The sequence below is a fragment of the Providencia sp. PROV267 genome, from assembly GCF_028477825.1.
In the GTDB taxonomy this organism is placed as follows: domain Bacteria; phylum Pseudomonadota; class Gammaproteobacteria; order Enterobacterales; family Enterobacteriaceae; genus Providencia; species Providencia stuartii.
This window is the reverse complement of sequence record NZ_JAMPLX010000021.1, coordinates 143,652-160,707: the sequence shown is the minus strand read 5'-3', so window position 1 is coordinate 160,707 and position 17,056 is coordinate 143,652. Positions and strand designations below refer to the sequence as shown.

Sequence of the window (17,056 nt, the reverse complement as noted above, 5' to 3'; positions counted from 1 at the left end):
AAATGCCAATTCTAATTTCGCTATTAGAATTGGCATTTTTATAGTTTTCACTTTTATTATAAACGAATTAATTAATAGCTTTATGTGGTTTTAATTAACGTATATAAAATTAAAATTTGTTTTGTTCTCCTCTCAGTTATATATTTTTAACGCTCCGCATTGCTATCAGTTAGCACGTTTATTTAAAACTAAGGGAAAATAAAATGGATTTTGTAAATAGAGATGATATAACTAATTATAAAAATAAGTTTAATGCAATAAAAAAGGATTATGATCAATTTATCGGTGATAATCAATCTGTATTAAGAGTATTAGAAACAGAAATAAATCATCTAACTACGAGCCCATATGTAGCGCAATATAAAAGAAACCAACAACTAATACAATGGATTAATAGCGCTATTTATCATATTGAAAAAGCCAATAAAATAATATTAAAACAGTTATCCAATCACCGCTCATCACTACGTGCTTTTGAACGGGGTAAACAGCCTTTCCCTGGGGCCTTTAGTCATGGCGTGATCAAATTTGATCTCGAGTTTCCTGAGTCGGTAATGAGTGAATTGCGCTTTACGGCACGTCATGCAATCGGGAAAACAATGGATAGATTCACTGAATTGGATAAACGCGTTTCCTCGTTAAGCAGCAACAGTCCATCACCATTAGAGAAGACGCCAGTAAATAGCCCGTTCTTAGAGAGCGTACAGGTTGCACTAAAGGTGACGACATTGGATTACCTTGATGCTTATAGAAGGCAAACCAAATTGTGTGATAAGGCGCTTTTAGATATTAAACATGTTTTTAAGGGGGTGAATTCAAAAATTAACAAAATAGAAGCGCTATCGCGTAAATTAACAGCATGGTCTGCGAGAGGCACATCAAAACAGACGGGTTTAAATAAAGAGTTACTTCTCTCTGTAGGTAATGCAACGAAAATTGCGATTCAGACACAGAAAAATAATATCGAAATACTCAATAATCACTACAGTAACGTTATAAATGCGCTTAATATAAGCCGTGATGACAATGCGTATTTAACAATGGATCCTACCGAGCTACAAAACTATATTGATAGTTTAAATGAGTTAAAAAATAATAATTATATTTCGAATAAATTAAATGAACTCAAAGAGACTAATGTTGCCATCCATGATTTTATGGATAATGCAACTAAGGCTTATATTAAGAAGTTTCATCGAGAAGTGAATTCGGTGTACTCGTTATTAAAAGCTCAGCAAGAGCAGTTAGCAAATATTAGCGAACAATATTTATCTTCCCGTATTGCACTGCTTACCGCCTATCGCGATGACCAGAAAATGGTGGAGTCAAAACTTATTTCATCGTCCTCTCAACTATTGAGTGAGCAAATCTCAAGTTTTGAAAAAGCCCCAGAAGCTGTGAGTTGTTTTACGTATGCAACGAAGGACGATAGAGAGGGTGCATCAGCCGCACTAAAATTTTGTATGGGGAAAACCGCATTTTGTGGGCATGGAACGTGTTGATGGTTGAGGCCTTAGCGTTCGACTAGGGCGTAAAATAGGTTAATTGTCATTGGTTTCATTAGGGCGTGCTCATCCTAGTGGTGAGCACTCTTGGGGTTTGTTTGTAATATCGTTGTTTTTCAAATGGTTCACTAATTTAAAATCGTTATCTTGTGGTAGGTTACTTTGATTCGAGAGTTTAATCTTTAAGATTTAAGTTTTTAATTTTAAATTTTCCACACAGTGAAGTATAAAATCATACCGAATAACCTTTCTAATATTTATCATGTCATTGAATAATCTAATTGATTCTCTTTCTACACAGGGTTGGTATGTGTGGGATGATTTTTTGAACCTGTCAGAAATAGAGGCTATTAAGGGCTGTATTCCTGATAATCTGCATGATGCGCGCATAGGTAACGGTGAGTCACTGCATGGCAATAAAGCTATTCGCGGTGATCAGACAATTTGGCTAGAGTCTGAAATGGGCGAGCCTATCGCCAGTTATATGGCGAAGATGGATGAAATCCGCCAAGCGCTAAATCGCTCGTGCTATATGGGATTGCGTGATTTTGAAACCCATTTTTGCCGTTATCCTAATGGGGCATTTTATAAAAAGCATGTGGATAATTTCCAAGGGCAAGGGCGGCGTAAGGTGACGACTGTGCTTTATATGAACAAAGCATGGAAATCTGGGGATGGGGGTGAATTGGTCGTGTATGATCAGCAGGATAATAAGCTATTTCAGCTTGACCCTTTAGCCGGTCGGATGATTGTATTTATGTCTGAAGAGTTCCCTCATGAAGTGTTACCTACCCAACAAAAGCGTGAAAGTATTGCCGGATGGTTTTTGACGGAAAAAATACTTTAAGCTTTATCTATCCAATGAATGCCACCTCCTTACGGAGGTGGGCTGTAAATGAATTAATTAATTCGTTTGAATGCTTGTCCAGAAAAGATAATGTTCGCATTTCCTCTTTCTATTTGATAATGCGCATTATGTCGTTGTTTATTTAATGCCGATGCTTGCTGATCTTGGTATTCATTTAAGCGCCAATAAATAAGCTGCTTAGCTAATTTTTTATTGGCATGCTGACTACGCTCAGATTGCACTTTGACACTAATCCCTGTTGCAAGATGTTTTGCTCTTACCGCGGAGCAGGTTTTATTAACATGCTGCCCGCCAGGACCTTGAGCCTTTATAAATTCAAACTCGATATCACTCTCTTCAATGGTTTGAATCGGCGAAAAGCGGATCACATTAATAAACCAATTTTTCCGTTTATGTTTTGGCCTTAAGGGGCTTTGACATTGCCACTGTATTGTCCCAGACCATAACTGAGCTAGCTCCTCAGCACCATGCCCTTCTAAAGCGACCAAAGCAGATTTTAAGCCATGTTTTGATGCAACCGTTTCGAGCGTATTGACCATGACTTCACGTTTTTTAGCCTCAATAAAAAAGCAAGCCAGTGCTTTTTCAACAGCGATACAGCACTCCTCGGGGCCTTGTGCAGAAGAAAATTGTAATAACATTATGCACACTCCCCACTGGTTTTGTAGGTGAGTAAGGGGCGTAAACGTGCGATAACCTCAATTAACCCTGCTCCCACCATACTTTCAATCACGGTTTCAATCGACTTATAGGATTGTGGAGCTTCCTCATAGATCAATTGTTTATTAGCACAGATGACTCGGCTACCTAATGCAGTACGCGATAGCTGCAATGGAGTATAGCGGTGAGACAACCGCCCCTTACACTCAGTACGCATCCATTTGCGGCCAGCACCGTGAGCGAGTGAATTTAAGCTCACCTCACTTGCATGAGGCAGAACTAAATAACTGAAATCGCCACGTGACCCAGGAATAATGACCATGCCTTTGTCAGAAGGGGTTGCCCCCTTGCGATGGAGCCAACCTTGTATGCCGTTAATCGTGCAAGGTTCAACCAAGTTATGATTAACATCAAGGGCCATTTCCCCCTTTGCCTTGACCTGCTGCAACATGCGTAAGCCAATTAATTGGCGGTTTAGTTCGGCAAAAGATAATGCATGTTGGTGAGCTTCTAAATAGGCTTTCGCGTCATTTGAATGCTCTTCAAGGCCATTATGGCTATGATTTTCAACATGTTGACGTAATATGGATTGCCCTAATCCTCGGGATCCACTGTGCACAAGCAGTAATGCACACTTTTTATTTAAACCGCTTTGTGCAATCGACTCATCGTTAAATATTTTGTCGATGATTTGAAATTCAGCAAAGTGATTACCGCCGCCAATCGAGCCGAGTGAGGACATAAAATGATGGGATTTCATTTCATGAGGAACATGCTCATCGAGCCATTCTAAGGGGGCGCTATCCGGCATTGTGGATAACTGTTTTTCAAACTTATCCAAGTTTAACTTCGTGGTCTTGATATCGGTCTGAAATAAACTCATTCCACAGCCAATATCATTACCGACCAATGCAGGATAGAAACGTTGTGTTGAGAAAAATGCCGCACCAATTGGGTAACCACGACCAGGATGTAGATCTGGCATGCCTACCACGGAAACCATATTAGGGAGCGCTGCGGTTGTTTGTAACTGTTGGATTGCTTTACTTTCAATCCAAGTATTTTCTGTCGCGATATAACTGACGTGTTCGCTGACAGAATGAATAATATTGCCCATAAGTCATTAACTCATTTTTAAGGAAAAAATAAGGTGATTTAGCAGGCAAGAACTGGAGAGATAGAGAGACTATTTCTGAGTACGCCCGCAAAGAGTGTGATGAATTGTTGTCATGATGTTCCTCCTTGCAGTGTGTGAGATGGTAAAAAACGAGCGGATAATAACGACAGGGATGGGGGATTGCAAGCGGTTTTCACAAGAGTGTTGCTGATTAAGAATTGTTTACGCTTTGTAGAACGGCTTACAGAAAGACGGTAAGCCGTTTAATTATTGGGCTGAAATATCAAGTTACTGCGCGATATGGACGGTCTTACCGCCAATAATCGTACGTAATACCTTCACATTTTCAATATCATCAGCTGGGATCTGAAATACGTTACGATCGAGCACGATCATGTCTGCAAATTTACCCACTTCAAGTGAGCCAATCACATCTTCTCTGTGTTGAGCATAGGCAGAGTCAATCGTGGCTGAACGAAGGACTTCAATGACCGTCATATCACGGTCATTATCCAAGCGAGGGGCTGGTTTACCATTGATATCACGTCCACGGCGAGTGGCTGCGACTTTTAAATCATACCATTCGTCAAAATCATCAATCGGCCAGTCACTACCAAAGGCGACCACAGCACCCGCATCGATAAACTTCGCGATAGGCTCTAATTGTTCAAAACGCTCTTCACCGAGCATGTTACGCTCAAAAGCGGCCAATTCAGGGGTTGGCGCAGCCCACTGGAATGAAAGACAAGCGATCGTTTTGAGGCGTGCAAATCGCTCATAATCTTTTGGATGAACCAATTCATTGTGAGCAAGGCCTGGGCGAATATCTTTTTCTGGATGGGCTGCACGCATTTTTTCGATGGCATCAAGCACAATAGAAACGGCACCTTCACCGACTGTATGTAGATGTGGGTCATAACCTGCCGCCGCAATCTTTTCCATCAATTCATCAAGAATTTCAGCAGTAAAATACAAATCGCCATAGTTATCTGTTTCAACCCAATTTGGAACTTCATCGGTGCCGATATTGATGCGATAAGGCTGTAACAGTGAAGCCGTCATTGTTGGGAACTGCATCACACCATCGACAAACATTTTGATATTTCGCAGGCCGATCCCCGGCGCTGGCGTCCAATCAGCTTGGTGCCATTTTTTAGCGAAAGCGACAGCTTTATCGACAGCGGCTGCAACTGAGGCGACATCCGGAGTTTCATCTGGCGTGATCTCGCGGGCAGCTTGAAAGCGAACGGTCAGCTCTTCGCGACGTTGTAGTTCAGCAAAGGCTTCTAATTGCTGCTCAGAAACACGGGCATCCATTACGGTGGTTACACCTTGCTGGTTTAACACTTTTTGTACCAGTTCAGCAACTTCAATGGCTTGGTCATCGCGAATTGATGGGATGCTGTCTGCTGCACGCATCGCCGGTGCATCTTCTAAAATCCCATTTAGTTCGCCGTTAGCATGTTTACCAATTTTACCATCGGGTGGCTCAGGGGTGTCTTTGGTAATACCAAACAATGCTAAAGCACGGCTATTTGCTAGCAGTGTATGGCAGTCATTGGAAAACAGCACCACAGGGCGATTGGTTTTCAGTTTGTCCATGTCCTCGCGGTACATATCAATACCTGCCGGTAGCATACCTTGGCGTAGCCAAGCTGTGACTTTTAGCCAATCATTTTCCCCGGTACGCGGGTCTTTATCTAAATGATCTTGGACACGTTGTAGTATCTGCTCAATCGTTAGCGACTCGTAGTTGAGGTGGCAGCCAAATAGCTGGATCCCACCCCAAAATGGGTGCATATGACCATCGATGATGCCGGGCATCATCATTTTGCCTTCTAAATCGATACTCTCAGTTTCCGGCCCAACGTATTGGTGTAATTCCTCTGAAGTACCACTTGCGATAATGTAGCCATCTTGTACGGCAATGGCATCTACAACACTGTTTTGCTTGTCTGCGGTGTAGATATAACCGTTGAAATAAATGACATCTGCAACTTTATTATTCATTTCTAACCAGTCTTTATCAGGGCCCTATCGGTATGGGCAAGAACAAAAATAATGGGGAAATTATGCATCCCCATTATTATCATACGTGTACTAAAGTATAGGTACTAATTGATGATCATATTGGTCTCATCGTCCGAAATTGCGGGTGGACGACGTCTGAAACCATGTGTGAGCAATGTGAGATAAAATGCACCAGCCGCTAGCCAGCACAGGCCCACAGTAAAGGCCTCTTTATCTAGGCTTGTCCATAACCATAGGGTGAGTATGACACCAATCGACGGCATAATCAGGCAAGTGATAAATTTTTTACCATCAAGCGCTTCTTTGCGATCGATATAGAAGTGTTTAATCACGGACAAGTTCACAAAGGTAAATGCAATCAGTGCACCGAAGCTAATCATTGAAGCTACCATACTGAGCGAAAGCACCAGCGAAAGCAGTGATGCGATGGCAACAAAAATGATTGAATACACAGGGGTATTCAGTTTGGGATGCAGGTACGCAAAAACTGAGCGTGGCAAGACGCCATCACGCCCCATCGCATAGAAAATACGCACAATGCTGGCTTGTGATGTCATGGCTGAGGCAAAGACACCAATGACATAAGCGGTAATAAAGCTAGATGCCATCATTGCGCCGCCGACTTTTTCCATGACCGCGAGGCTAGCAATATCGGTATTTGGAATAAAGTCTTGCCATAATGGATAACTCAAATGGGCGCTGTAAGAGATGATGATAAACAGCGCACCCGCAATAAAGACGGTATAAATAATCGCTTTTGGTAATGTGCTACGCGCATCTTTTGTTTCTTCTGCCATGGTTGAAATGGCATCGAAACCTAAGAAGGCCAAACATAGCACGGCAGCACCCGCGAATAATCCAGGCATTTGATCTGCCGTTAGCGTAATCGGTGCGAGTAGTGCGTCTGTATCTAGCACAAAATTAGTCTTAAAGCTCAAGAACAAGAATACGGCGATAAAGACAATTTGCATGCTAATAATCAGCATATTCATTGAAGAGACGAGTTTGATCCCTAAAATATTCATGATGCTGACAACGGCAATCGTGGTGCAGATAATGACTGGCATTGGAATATTAGGGAAAGCTTCATGCACGAAGATCCCAATCGCAATATAGTTAATAATCGGCAAAAATAAATAATCGAGTAATTGCGCCCAACCGACTAGGAAACCCAATGTTCCGCCAAATGTTTTTTGCACATAAGAGTATGCGGAACCCGAAAGAGGTAGCGCACTCGTCATACGGCAATAGCTCATGGCAGTAAAGAGAACGGCAGCCAATGTCACAAGATAAGCGATAGGCAAATGGCCTTCACTTAATACTGTCACTTGTCCATAGGTAGTGAAAATCCCGAGTGGCACCATATAAGCCAGCCCAAAGAAAATGAGCGCAGGCGTGGTCAGTACACGTTTCATTTGAACGGTATTCTGTTGCATTTTTAAGCCCTTCCCAAAAGCCCTTAACAACTATCAACTCTTTCTGAATACACAGGCGGAGTGAACCTAAAATGCAGCCATATAAACTGACTACACTATTGTATTTAAAAAATTTTTTTAGAGCGGACCTGTATTCAATTTCAGAAAACCTCGCACCAGGACATAAATAAATTACATGTCATCGTGCGCACTTTAATGAAACGTCAGTGATGAATCGGACCATCACCATCCGCTGGGGTGAATACAAGCGGCGTACAATATAGAGTCGATGTTCCTTTAACGCAATGATTAATTATTAAAAAATAAAAAATGACTTTTTTTCAAAGAGTTGGTTTTAATTTAGAGATAAACCGGAATTTAATTTTAGATAAATTTAATAATAGCCTGTTTTAAGTGTAGCGCAACCCTATTGGGTTTTCATTCAACACTTTGATTTTATTGATTTTTTTTGTGCATAAAAGTGGGTTCTACTGAAAGGTGAGTGTTTTATATTGTCGAGAGTTATGGCTTATTTTAATAATAAATGGGCTTTTTTTAATATATTTAGGTTGAGTTAACATTTAGATAAACGTGATGAATTAGCATATTGTCTATTATGCTTAAAATAAATTAACTCATTCAGTTCCATAAAATGAAACACTGACCTTTTATTCATAAATAAATAAAGGTCAGTGTTTTGGACTTTGCCTTTATATAGGCAATTTGCAGGAATTACTTTCTTAACCTTTGTTGTGTGTAAAGTGCATCCAAGGTAAATAAAATTAATGCGACCCAAATAAAGCCAAATGTCACGAGTAGCTCTGATGTCATTTTTTCGCCGTAGATAAATACCGCGAGTAAAAACATAATAGTTGGCCCTAAATATTGGAAAAAGCCCAGTGTCGACAAGCGAAGGTGGTTAGCTGCTTCAGTAAATAGCAACAATGGCACGGTTGTGATAACACCAGCAAGGATTAATAACACATTTAAGTGCCAATCATTCATTGCCATGTTGCTGGTTGGGCTATCGGCAAAGAACAGCAAGAAAATAACGCCCACTGGGAGTAACCACAGGGTTTCAAATGTCATTCCCGTTTGGGCATCAACTCCAAGTTTTTTCCGTAATAAACCGTAGGTTGCAAAAGTCACGGCGAGGCTAAGTCCGATAACCGGAACGGAGCCAAATTGCCATAACTGAATAAGAACACCCGTTAAGGCTAAAATAACCGCGACCCACTGCATGCGGCGAAAGCGCTCTTGCAGAAATAGCATTCCAAATAAAACGTTCACCAGAGGGTTAATAAAGTAGCCTAGGCTAGCTTGCAACATATATCCATGGTTAACGGCCCAAATATAAATTAGCCAGTTGGAAGCGATAGTCACCGCGGTGACGCCTAATATAAGGATTTTTTTAGGCTGCTTTAACACTTGGCGCATATAGCTCCAGTGTTTTGTTGCAGTTAATAAAACCAACATAAAGAAAAATGACCAGATAATACGATGAGTCAGTATCTCTTCTGCCGGCACCTCTTGGATGGTTTTAAAATAAATAGGTGCGACGCCCCAAATTAAATAAGCGCCCAAGGCACATAACACGCCTTTGATGGTATTTTGTTGGCTCATTATTGGCTCTGAATTTGAATAAACGGCTAAAAGTAAGTCGATTGAGATATCAAGCCTTAGAAAATATCGGCTCGATTTATGACCTTATTAATGTGACATTGCTCGAGTTTTTTTACAAGTTATTAGTTGAGTAAGTAACTAATTTTTTACTTTCTCGTTTCATCCAATGAGATAAGTGGCCGTGGCTGTTGCGATATGCTGATTACGTTCGTTATGTAGTTCGCAACGCGTCACCGCAATTTTATTGCCATCGCGTAATAAACTGGCGCTTGCAGTAAACACTTCACCTCGACCAGGACGTAAATAATCAACTCGTAGATCAATGGTGCCCATTTTTGACATTTTATCGACAATATCTTGATGCACTAATGGTGTGATCCGTTGGAGAATACGGTTAATACATACCATGCCACCAGCGACATCTAATATTGATGCAATGACACCACCGTGAAGAATGTTTTGTGTAAAATTACCAATCAATTCTGGACGATTCTTAATTGTTAGTTGGACAAAATCATCATTTATCTGAGCCAATTGTATTCCCAAAAGCTGATTAAAAGGCATTTTATAGATAAACGCATCACTCATGAGCTTACTTGCTTCTTCTAATGTATAAGTACGGTCATTCATCTTATTCATCCTTTAAAAAATATGTGAATAATAAGTTATCACTATGTATAAAATATGTCTCTATGAAATGAACGAATAATCTTTCAGCAGTTGTCAGATTTTGTGTGTAAAATGAGATAAACTTTTTTGGGATTTTTTCAGAATAGGAATAACAGAATGCGCGTTTTTCACAAATTAGTTGGTACTGTGCTCTGTTTTTGGTCTGTATCATTATTCGCCGCAGAAAATACAGATACATTAACTTCCGTAGATACAACAGAGAAAACGCCAATTAGAGGCAGCATTATTTCTGGGTTATTACAAAATTACGAGAGTCCTTTTGTACTTTACCCTTATGAATCCAATTACATTATTTATACCTATACCTCATCTATGAATAAAGAGGCGATAAAAAGCTATGATTGGGGTAAAGATGCATTGCGCGATGAAGTAAAGTTTCAGATTAGTCTAGGTTTCCCTTTATGGCGCGGAATTGCGGGGGAAAACTCCGTATTAGCGGCGTCATATACTCAGCGTTCTTGGTGGCAATTAAGTAATAAAAAAGAGTCTTCACCATTTCGCGAAACCAATTATGAACCTCAGCTATTTATTGGTTGGGCAACAGATTATCAATGGGGAGGTTGGACATTACGAGAGCTGGAAACAGGCTTTAACCACGAGTCGAACGGTCGCTCAGAGCCAACCTCTCGCAGTTGGAACCGCATTTATGCGCGGGCCATGGCACAAAATGGCAATTGGCAAGTTGATTTAAAACCGTGGTATCGCATTCATGAGAGTGAAGGCAGCGATGATAATAAAGATATCACCAAATACATGGGCTACTATCGACTAAAAGTGGGTTATGCTCTAGGTGACAGTGTGATTACCGCGACAGGGCGTTACAACTGGAACAGTGGTTATGGTGCCGCGGAATTGGGTTGGAGCTATCCCATTACCAAACATGTGCGATTATATACCCAGTTGTTTAGTGGCTATGGCGAATCGATGATTGATTATGATTACCGACAAACACGTTTTGGTATCGGTGTGATGCTAAATGATATGCTTTAGTCATTAGCGCTTATTTGCTAGCATACTGCAACTCTATTTCAAGTGATACCTTGAAAAACACCGAGTGCTAACCCGCTATTTAGATGCTGCTCTATTGAGCAGCTATCAGTTTGTCATTTGAGGATCCGCGTGTCTACAGCTGAAGTGATCTCCCAGTTTTCACTGGCTGAAAGTATACTCAATAATACTTTTGGTTATCAGTCTTTCCGCCCTGGGCAGGAAGCTGTTATTCGTGCCATACTCGATAACCGCGATTGTTTGGTGCTTATGCCAACTGGGGGCGGTAAATCGCTATGTTATCAAGTTCCTGCTCTGGTTAAAGAGGGGGTAACGCTGGTGGTATCGCCTTTGATCTCCCTAATGAAAGATCAGGTCGACCAATTACGCCTTCATGGTATCAAAGCAGCTTGTTTAAACTCCTCTCAAACCGCTCAAGAGCAGCGAGACGTGATGGCCTTATGCGCCGAAGGCGCCATCAAGTTGCTGTATGTTGCGCCCGAAAGGTTATTAACTGACTATTTTCTTAGCCAGCTGAGTAGTTGGAATATCAGTTTATTGGCGGTGGATGAAGCACACTGTGTTTCGCAATGGGGGCATGATTTTCGTCCTGAGTATCGCGCCATTGGTCAGTTACGGCAGCACTTCCCTGATGTTCCTATCATGGCATTAACGGCAACAGCAGATGAAACGACACGAGCCGATATCGTACGTTTATTGGCCTTACATGACCCTTTGATACAAATCAGCAGTTTTGATAGACCCAATATCCGCTATACCTTAGTCGAAAAATATAAACCGCTTGATCAGCTTTGGTTCTTTATCAAAGCACAAAAAGGTAAAGCGGGTATTGTCTATTGCAATAGCCGCAGCAAAGTGGAAGAAACGGCAGAGCGTCTGCAAAAACGTGGGTTAAGCGTTGCAGCTTATCATGCAGGGTTAGATAACCAACAACGAGAGTGGGTACAAGATGCTTTTTTAAAAGATAACCTACAAATTGTTGTGGCAACGGTGGCTTTTGGTATGGGGATCAACAAGTCCAATGTGCGCTTTGTGGCGCATTTTGATATCCCTCGCAATATCGAGGCCTATTATCAAGAAACAGGGCGAGCAGGTCGCGATGGGGTTGAAGCGGAAGCCGTACTATTTTATGACCCTGCGGATATGGCATGGCTACGCCGCTGTCTTGAAGAGAAACCCGCTGGCTTGCAGCAGGATATTGAGCGCCATAAGTTGAATGCGATAGCTGCATTTGCAGAGGCTCAAACTTGCCGCCGATTAGTGCTGCTCAATTATTTTGGTGAAAATAGGCAAGCGCCGTGTGGTAATTGTGATATCTGTTTAGACCCGCCAAAACAGTATGATGGGCTAGTGGATGCCCAAAAAGCGCTATCTTGTATTTACCGTGTTGGTCAGCGTTTTGGTATTGGTTATATTGTTGAGGTCTTGCGCGGGGCAAACAATCAGCGCATCCGCGAACTAGGTCATGATAAATTACCGGTATATGGCATCGGTAAAGATCAATCCCATGAGCATTGGGTCAGCGTTATCCGCCAGTTGATCCATCTTGGGATGATCACACAAAATATTACGCATTTTTCAGCGTTGCAATTAACGGAAGCAGCTAGGCCGATATTACGCGGCGAATCCGCTTTGCAACTTGCTGTTCCTCGTGTTTTGGTGGCAAAAAGCCGTAATCAGCAAAGCAAAGTTTATCGAGGAAACTATGATAAGAAGTTATTTGCTAAGTTGCGCAAATTGCGTAAATCTATAGCAGACGAAGAGAATATTCCTCCATTCGTTGTGTTTAATGATGCAACCCTGATTGAGATGGCTGAGCATTGTCCGGCTTCCCCTTCAGAATTGTTGTTAATTAATGGTGTGGGGGAGAAAAAGCTTGAACGCTTTGGTGATGCTTTTATGACATTGATTAGGGACCATCTTGAAGGTTACGAATGACGAAAGGATATACATATGACCCCAGAAAAGCTGAAAGAAAATTGGTTAAACCGAGAAACTCAATTTTCTGCATTTGCTAACGGTCCACTTTTAGACTTTTGGTTGCGCAGAGAAGAAGCCGAATTTCTAGGGGTCGATGATGTTCCTATTCGCTATGTTCGTTTTACCCATTCCCTAAATAATAAAGCCGTTGTTATCTCCCCTGGTCGTAGCGAAAGCTATATGAAATACCCAGAAGTTGCCTATGACTTCTATCACCTCGGTTTCGATGTCTTTATTATTGACCATCGAGGGCAGGGGCGCTCCGGACGTATGTTGGATGATCCACAAAAAGGCCACGTTGAAAAGTTTACTGACTATATTGATGATTTTGCAAAGTTTGTTGAACTTGAAGTGCAATGTCGGCATTATCTCAAATGTTATGCATTAGCCCACTCAATGGGGAGTGCGATCCTCGGCGGCTATTTATTACGGGATAATGTCACCTTTGATGCAGCGGCGTTTTGCGCCCCTATGATTGGGATTAATTTACCGATCCCACACTGGTTAGCGAGCTTTATTGTTGATCGGGCGGAGCTACACCGCAGTGTGCGTAATGACTATGCGATTTCAACGGGGAAATGGCAGCCGTTGCCTTATTTGATCAATGTGTTGACTCACAGTCAGGAACGTTACCGGCGTTATCTCCGCTATTATGCGGATTATCCCGAATTGCGGCTAGGTGGCCCTACCTATCATTGGTTAAAAGAAAGTTTTGCAATTGGCGATGAGCTAATTGCCCGGGCGGGAGAAATTGATGTACCACTGTTGGTGTTAGAAGCAAGTGAAGATAAAGTGGTCAGCAATCGAGAGCTACAGGCTTTTTGTCAAAGTCGGCAAAAAGCACAGACAGGAAGAGAAGAAAAATTACCCCTCGTGATTGAAGGGGCACACCACGAAATCCTGTTTGAAGTGGATGCATTAAGAGCGATGGCGCTTAATGCTATCTGTGATTTTTTTGAGCAGTATTAGCTAGGAATGATTTATGAAATATCCTGTTGTTGCTTCTGATTTGGACGGTACTCTTTTATCTCCTAATCATGATTTAACCGCTTTCACCAAGGAAACACTGAAACAATTAGTAGAAACACAAGATATCCATTTTGTGTTTGCGACGGGTCGTCACCATGTGGATGTTGCACAAATTAGAGATGGTTTAGGTATTGATGCCTATATGATCACGTCGAATGGTGCACGGGTACACAATACAAAAGGTGAATTGATCTTTAAGCATAATGTTGATCCTGAAATTGCTCATGAGTTGTGCTTGATGGAGTTTGATCACCCTGATTTGGTGACCAACTATTACGGGGGAGATGACTGGTTTATTAACCGTGAAAGCCCCGAACAGAAAGAGTTCTTTAAAGAATCGGTATTTCAGTACACGCTATTTGATCGCCATAACTTTGATACTTCAGATGTTTGTAAAGTCTATTATACCAGTGAAGATCACGATATGTTGGTAGATTTACAAAATCGCATCCGTGAACGTTGGCAAGATCGTGTTAATGTGACTTTTTCACTACGTAGTTGCTTAGAGGTCATGGCTGGTGTGGTTTCTAAAGGGGAAGCCCTGCAACAAGTTGCGGCACTTCAAGGTTATCAAGTGCATGACTGTATCGCCTTTGGTGATGGTATGAACGATAAAGAAATGCTGACCTTGTCAGGGAAAGGTTGCATTATGGAAAATGCTCACCAGATGCTTAAAGATGAATTACCTCAACTTGAGGTCATTGGCTCTAATGCCGATGATGCGGTAGCGCGTTATTTAAGAAAGCTCTATTTAGCATAATGTAAAAATTAAATGTTATCCGAAAATAGAGGTCGATAAAACGACCTCTATTTTATTATCGCAAATCTATTCATTCACCTACTGCTTAGCTATTTAAATATTAAATAAAAACAGCGTTTATATGTTAAATATAAATTTTAACTCTAAATTAAGTTAGTTTAAGCTATGCTATTAATATTAAAATAATATTGTTTATCTAGGCTTGAAAATAGAGGGAATGTGTATGGATATCGACGTCAGAGTGGAAAAACTCCTAGAAAAAATAAGTCTCGCCCATCGTTCAATAAAGCTGTATGAAGAGAGGATATTGCAATTAAATCAATCAGCTAAAATGAGTTTTAACTCAATAGATAATGAGGTTAACGAAGGTGATTTTCAATTTATTTTCAGTATTTTAAATAATCTAAAATCTGATTTGGAAAATAACAAGGAATTATTTGGATTGATTTTAGAAAAACAAATAATATATAAAAATATACTCGATGAAATTAGCAAAATTAATGTTGGGCCAGCGTTATATCAAGCCACTCAATTTGATAATGATATTGAAATGCTAAATAGCTTTATAGTATCACAGGAATTTTTCGATAAAGTTAACGATGAATTAAGCCGCATTAGTCATTCTTATTATGGTTCATACCGTCAAATTATTGAGGAAATGCAGCAGTTAATTGAAGTGAGAGGTTATCTTCAATATGACCTACAAGGGATTAATAGTGACCTTGAGCCGATTAAAGAAACATTGAATGTATTTCGGTTAACTGGGGAGCTGCCTCGAGACATTGTGTTATACCGGAGAATACAAGAGAGAGCCGATGAGTTATTGCTATCAAGCCATATTAGTGCGCTCCCTCCAGCAGAAAGCGAAATACCAGTATTTCGAGACAACTCTCTCGATGCTTTTTTACCCAATCAATTGTGCCATGCTAAACCGTAAGCGTGTGTCTTACCATAACGAAAGTAAGGTGTTGCCGACACCTTACTTGGATCAGGAAATATCTCATTTTATACAACAAACTTAAAAAAAGATGCTGAATTTGCAATAAAGTCAATTTTCCTATTCTTTCTGTATGCAAGTGGCATTAAACTATCAACGAGTCGGCAGTGTGTTTAGGCTATAGCTTAGCAGCAGTTTGCCGATAATAATGGATCACACTGTTTTCGCAGTCGGTAATTTGCACTGTTGAGGGTTGTTTAGGATGAAAAAAATTGCGTTAGCGCTATTGTTGGGTTCTGTTTGCTATAGTTCATTATTACTGGCTACTCCCCCGATAAAATCGGCACCTTCACAACAGACAATAGAGCAAATTACGCAATTAGCACAAAAAGGTGATCCAACCGCACAATATCTTCTCGGTCAACGCTATTTTAAAGGTAATGGCGTTTCTCAAGATTCTAAAGTCGCTGCCGAATGGTTTATCAAGGCGGGTGATCAAGGCAATGCAGACGCTCAATTCCAATTAGGAACAATGTATGTGAACGGCTTTGGCGTTCGCCGAGACTACGATAAAGCGATGCTTTGGTATCAACAAGCGGCTAAACAGAATGATACACGGGCAGAAACCAATATGGCGATGATGTATGCTCAAGGCCTTGGTGTCGCTCAAGATCTCGAAAAGGCAGCTTATTGGTTCAGAAAGGCCGCTCAAGGGGGCAACGTGATTGCCCAATTCCATATTGGCCAAATGTATTCTATCGGCAGTGGTGTTGATCTCGATAATGAAAAAGCGGTGTTTTGGTTCCGCAAAGCTGCGAAGCAGCGCGATGCAAAAGCACAAGATCGTTTAGGGGTCATGTACTCTGAAGGGAAAGGTGTAAAGAAAAACCTTCAGCAATCTTATGCTTGGCTAACCACCGCGGTGTATAGCGGTAATAAAGAGAGCCATCGGCTGCAAAGTAAAGTCGCAGAGCAATTAAGCGAAAGCGAATTAAAGCAAGCGCAAAAATTAGCAGAGAACTATATTCAATCCTATGGATTTAAAGCAGGTTGAATGATCTGATCATTCGTGGGATATGATCCGATATCCCACCATAATGATCACGGATAATACAAGATAGGCCCAGCTCATACGGTAAAAACGGTTATATCCCCATCCCCGACGCACATCCAACTGTAGTTGCTTATTTGATACTTTACTCACCAAAATACGAAACGCCACAATATATAACAGGGTCAGCACTTGCCATAAATACAGGATGTTGACTGCAAATGATTTACCTACCACCAGTAAGATGATGAGTGGAATAAGAAAAAACAAAATAGAGCCGATCTTCTCAAGTTGAGAGACTCGCAATAAAGTCAGTTCATCTTGTGGTTCAATGGGCGCTTTCATTTTTCTACCTTAATCATCGATTGAGTATTAAGGCCAA

Annotated in this window: 15 protein-coding genes; 8 read left to right on the top strand and 7 right to left on the bottom strand. The window is 41.1% G+C overall.

The window, feature by feature from the left end; translation table 11 throughout:
* Positions 1–203 precede the first annotated feature (203 nt).
* Together PR709_RS14725 and PR709_RS14720 are read left to right on the top strand one after the other, a co-directional pair.
* Positions 204–1,502: a hypothetical protein gene (locus PR709_RS14725; protein WP_272570963.1), complete on the top strand. Its 1,299-nt coding sequence runs from the start codon at positions 204–206 to the stop codon at positions 1,500–1,502.
* A 265-nt stretch (positions 1,503–1,767) separates the two neighbouring features.
* The gene (locus PR709_RS14720) at positions 1,768–2,352 is read left to right on the top strand and encodes a 2OG-Fe(II) oxygenase (RefSeq protein ID WP_272570962.1); all 585 of its coding nucleotides are present in this window, start codon (positions 1,768–1,770) and stop codon (positions 2,350–2,352) included.
* Between the two features lie 53 nt (positions 2,353–2,405).
* On the opposite strand, the gene prfH is transcribed toward PR709_RS14720, so the two are convergent.
* From prfH to PR709_RS14690, 6 genes are all read right to left on the bottom strand, one after another.
* Positions 2,406–3,017 carry a peptide chain release factor H gene (gene prfH, locus PR709_RS14715; protein ID WP_225829670.1) on the bottom strand — a complete coding sequence of 204 codons (612 nt, stop codon included), beginning with the start codon at positions 3,015–3,017 and terminating at the stop codon, positions 2,406–2,408.
* On the bottom strand, positions 3,014–4,150 hold the full coding sequence (locus PR709_RS14710) for an RNA ligase RtcB family protein (RefSeq protein ID WP_072502700.1): 1,137 nt from the start codon (positions 4,148–4,150) through the stop codon (positions 3,014–3,016). The genes prfH and PR709_RS14710 overlap by 4 nt, the downstream gene beginning before the upstream one ends.
* A 288-nt stretch (positions 4,151–4,438) precedes the next feature.
* Positions 4,439–6,160 carry an amidohydrolase gene (locus PR709_RS14705; protein ID WP_004915572.1) on the bottom strand — a complete coding sequence of 574 codons (1,722 nt, stop codon included), beginning with the start codon at positions 6,158–6,160 and terminating at the stop codon, positions 4,439–4,441.
* A 104-nt stretch (positions 6,161–6,264) separates the two neighbouring features.
* Positions 6,265–7,617 (bottom strand): APC family permease, encoded by a 1,353-nt coding sequence (locus PR709_RS14700; protein ID WP_004915576.1) that lies wholly within the window; start codon positions 7,615–7,617, stop codon positions 6,265–6,267.
* A gap of 711 nt (positions 7,618–8,328) precedes the next feature.
* A complete protein-coding gene (gene rarD / locus PR709_RS14695) occupies positions 8,329–9,219 on the bottom strand; it encodes an EamA family transporter RarD (RefSeq protein ID WP_004915578.1) in 891 nt (296 codons plus the stop codon).
* 159 nt (positions 9,220–9,378) lie between these two features.
* Positions 9,379–9,849, bottom strand: a complete 471-nt coding sequence (locus tag PR709_RS14690) for a thioesterase family protein (RefSeq protein ID WP_014657293.1) — start codon at positions 9,847–9,849, stop codon at positions 9,379–9,381.
* A gap of 186 nt (positions 9,850–10,035) precedes the next feature.
* Here PR709_RS14690 and pldA point away from each other — a divergent pair, with 186 nt between their 5' ends.
* The 6 genes from pldA (at position 10,036) to PR709_RS14660 (ending at position 16,677) form a co-directional block, all read left to right on the top strand.
* A complete protein-coding gene (gene pldA, locus PR709_RS14685) occupies positions 10,036–10,899 on the top strand; it encodes a phospholipase A (RefSeq protein WP_376738356.1) in 864 nt (287 codons plus the stop codon).
* 129 nt (positions 10,900–11,028) lie between these two features.
* Complete coding sequence (gene recQ / locus PR709_RS14680; RefSeq protein WP_014657295.1) at positions 11,029–12,855, top strand: ATP-dependent DNA helicase RecQ; 1,827 nt, start codon at positions 11,029–11,031, stop codon at positions 12,853–12,855.
* Positions 12,856–12,870: 15 nt separating this feature from the next.
* Complete coding sequence (gene pldB, locus PR709_RS14675; protein ID WP_004915594.1) at positions 12,871–13,866, top strand: lysophospholipase L2; 996 nt, start codon at positions 12,871–12,873, stop codon at positions 13,864–13,866.
* 13 nt (positions 13,867–13,879) lie between these two features.
* Positions 13,880–14,686, top strand: coding sequence for a sugar/pyridoxal phosphate phosphatase YigL (gene yigL / locus PR709_RS14670; protein ID WP_004915597.1), 807 nt, complete (start codon positions 13,880–13,882; stop codon positions 14,684–14,686).
* A gap of 223 nt (positions 14,687–14,909) precedes the next feature.
* Positions 14,910–15,623 carry a hypothetical protein gene (locus PR709_RS14665; protein ID WP_004915599.1) on the top strand — a complete coding sequence of 238 codons (714 nt, stop codon included), beginning with the start codon at positions 14,910–14,912 and terminating at the stop codon, positions 15,621–15,623.
* A 262-nt stretch (positions 15,624–15,885) separates the two neighbouring features.
* A complete protein-coding gene (locus PR709_RS14660; RefSeq protein ID WP_004915601.1) occupies positions 15,886–16,677 on the top strand; it encodes a tetratricopeptide repeat protein in 792 nt (263 codons plus the stop codon).
* Between the two features lie 9 nt (positions 16,678–16,686).
* On the opposite strand, the gene PR709_RS14655 is transcribed toward PR709_RS14660, so the two are convergent.
* Positions 16,687–17,019, bottom strand: coding sequence for a hypothetical protein (locus tag PR709_RS14655; RefSeq protein WP_004915603.1), 333 nt, complete (start codon positions 17,017–17,019; stop codon positions 16,687–16,689).
* Between the last annotated feature and the right edge of the window lie 37 nt (positions 17,020–17,056).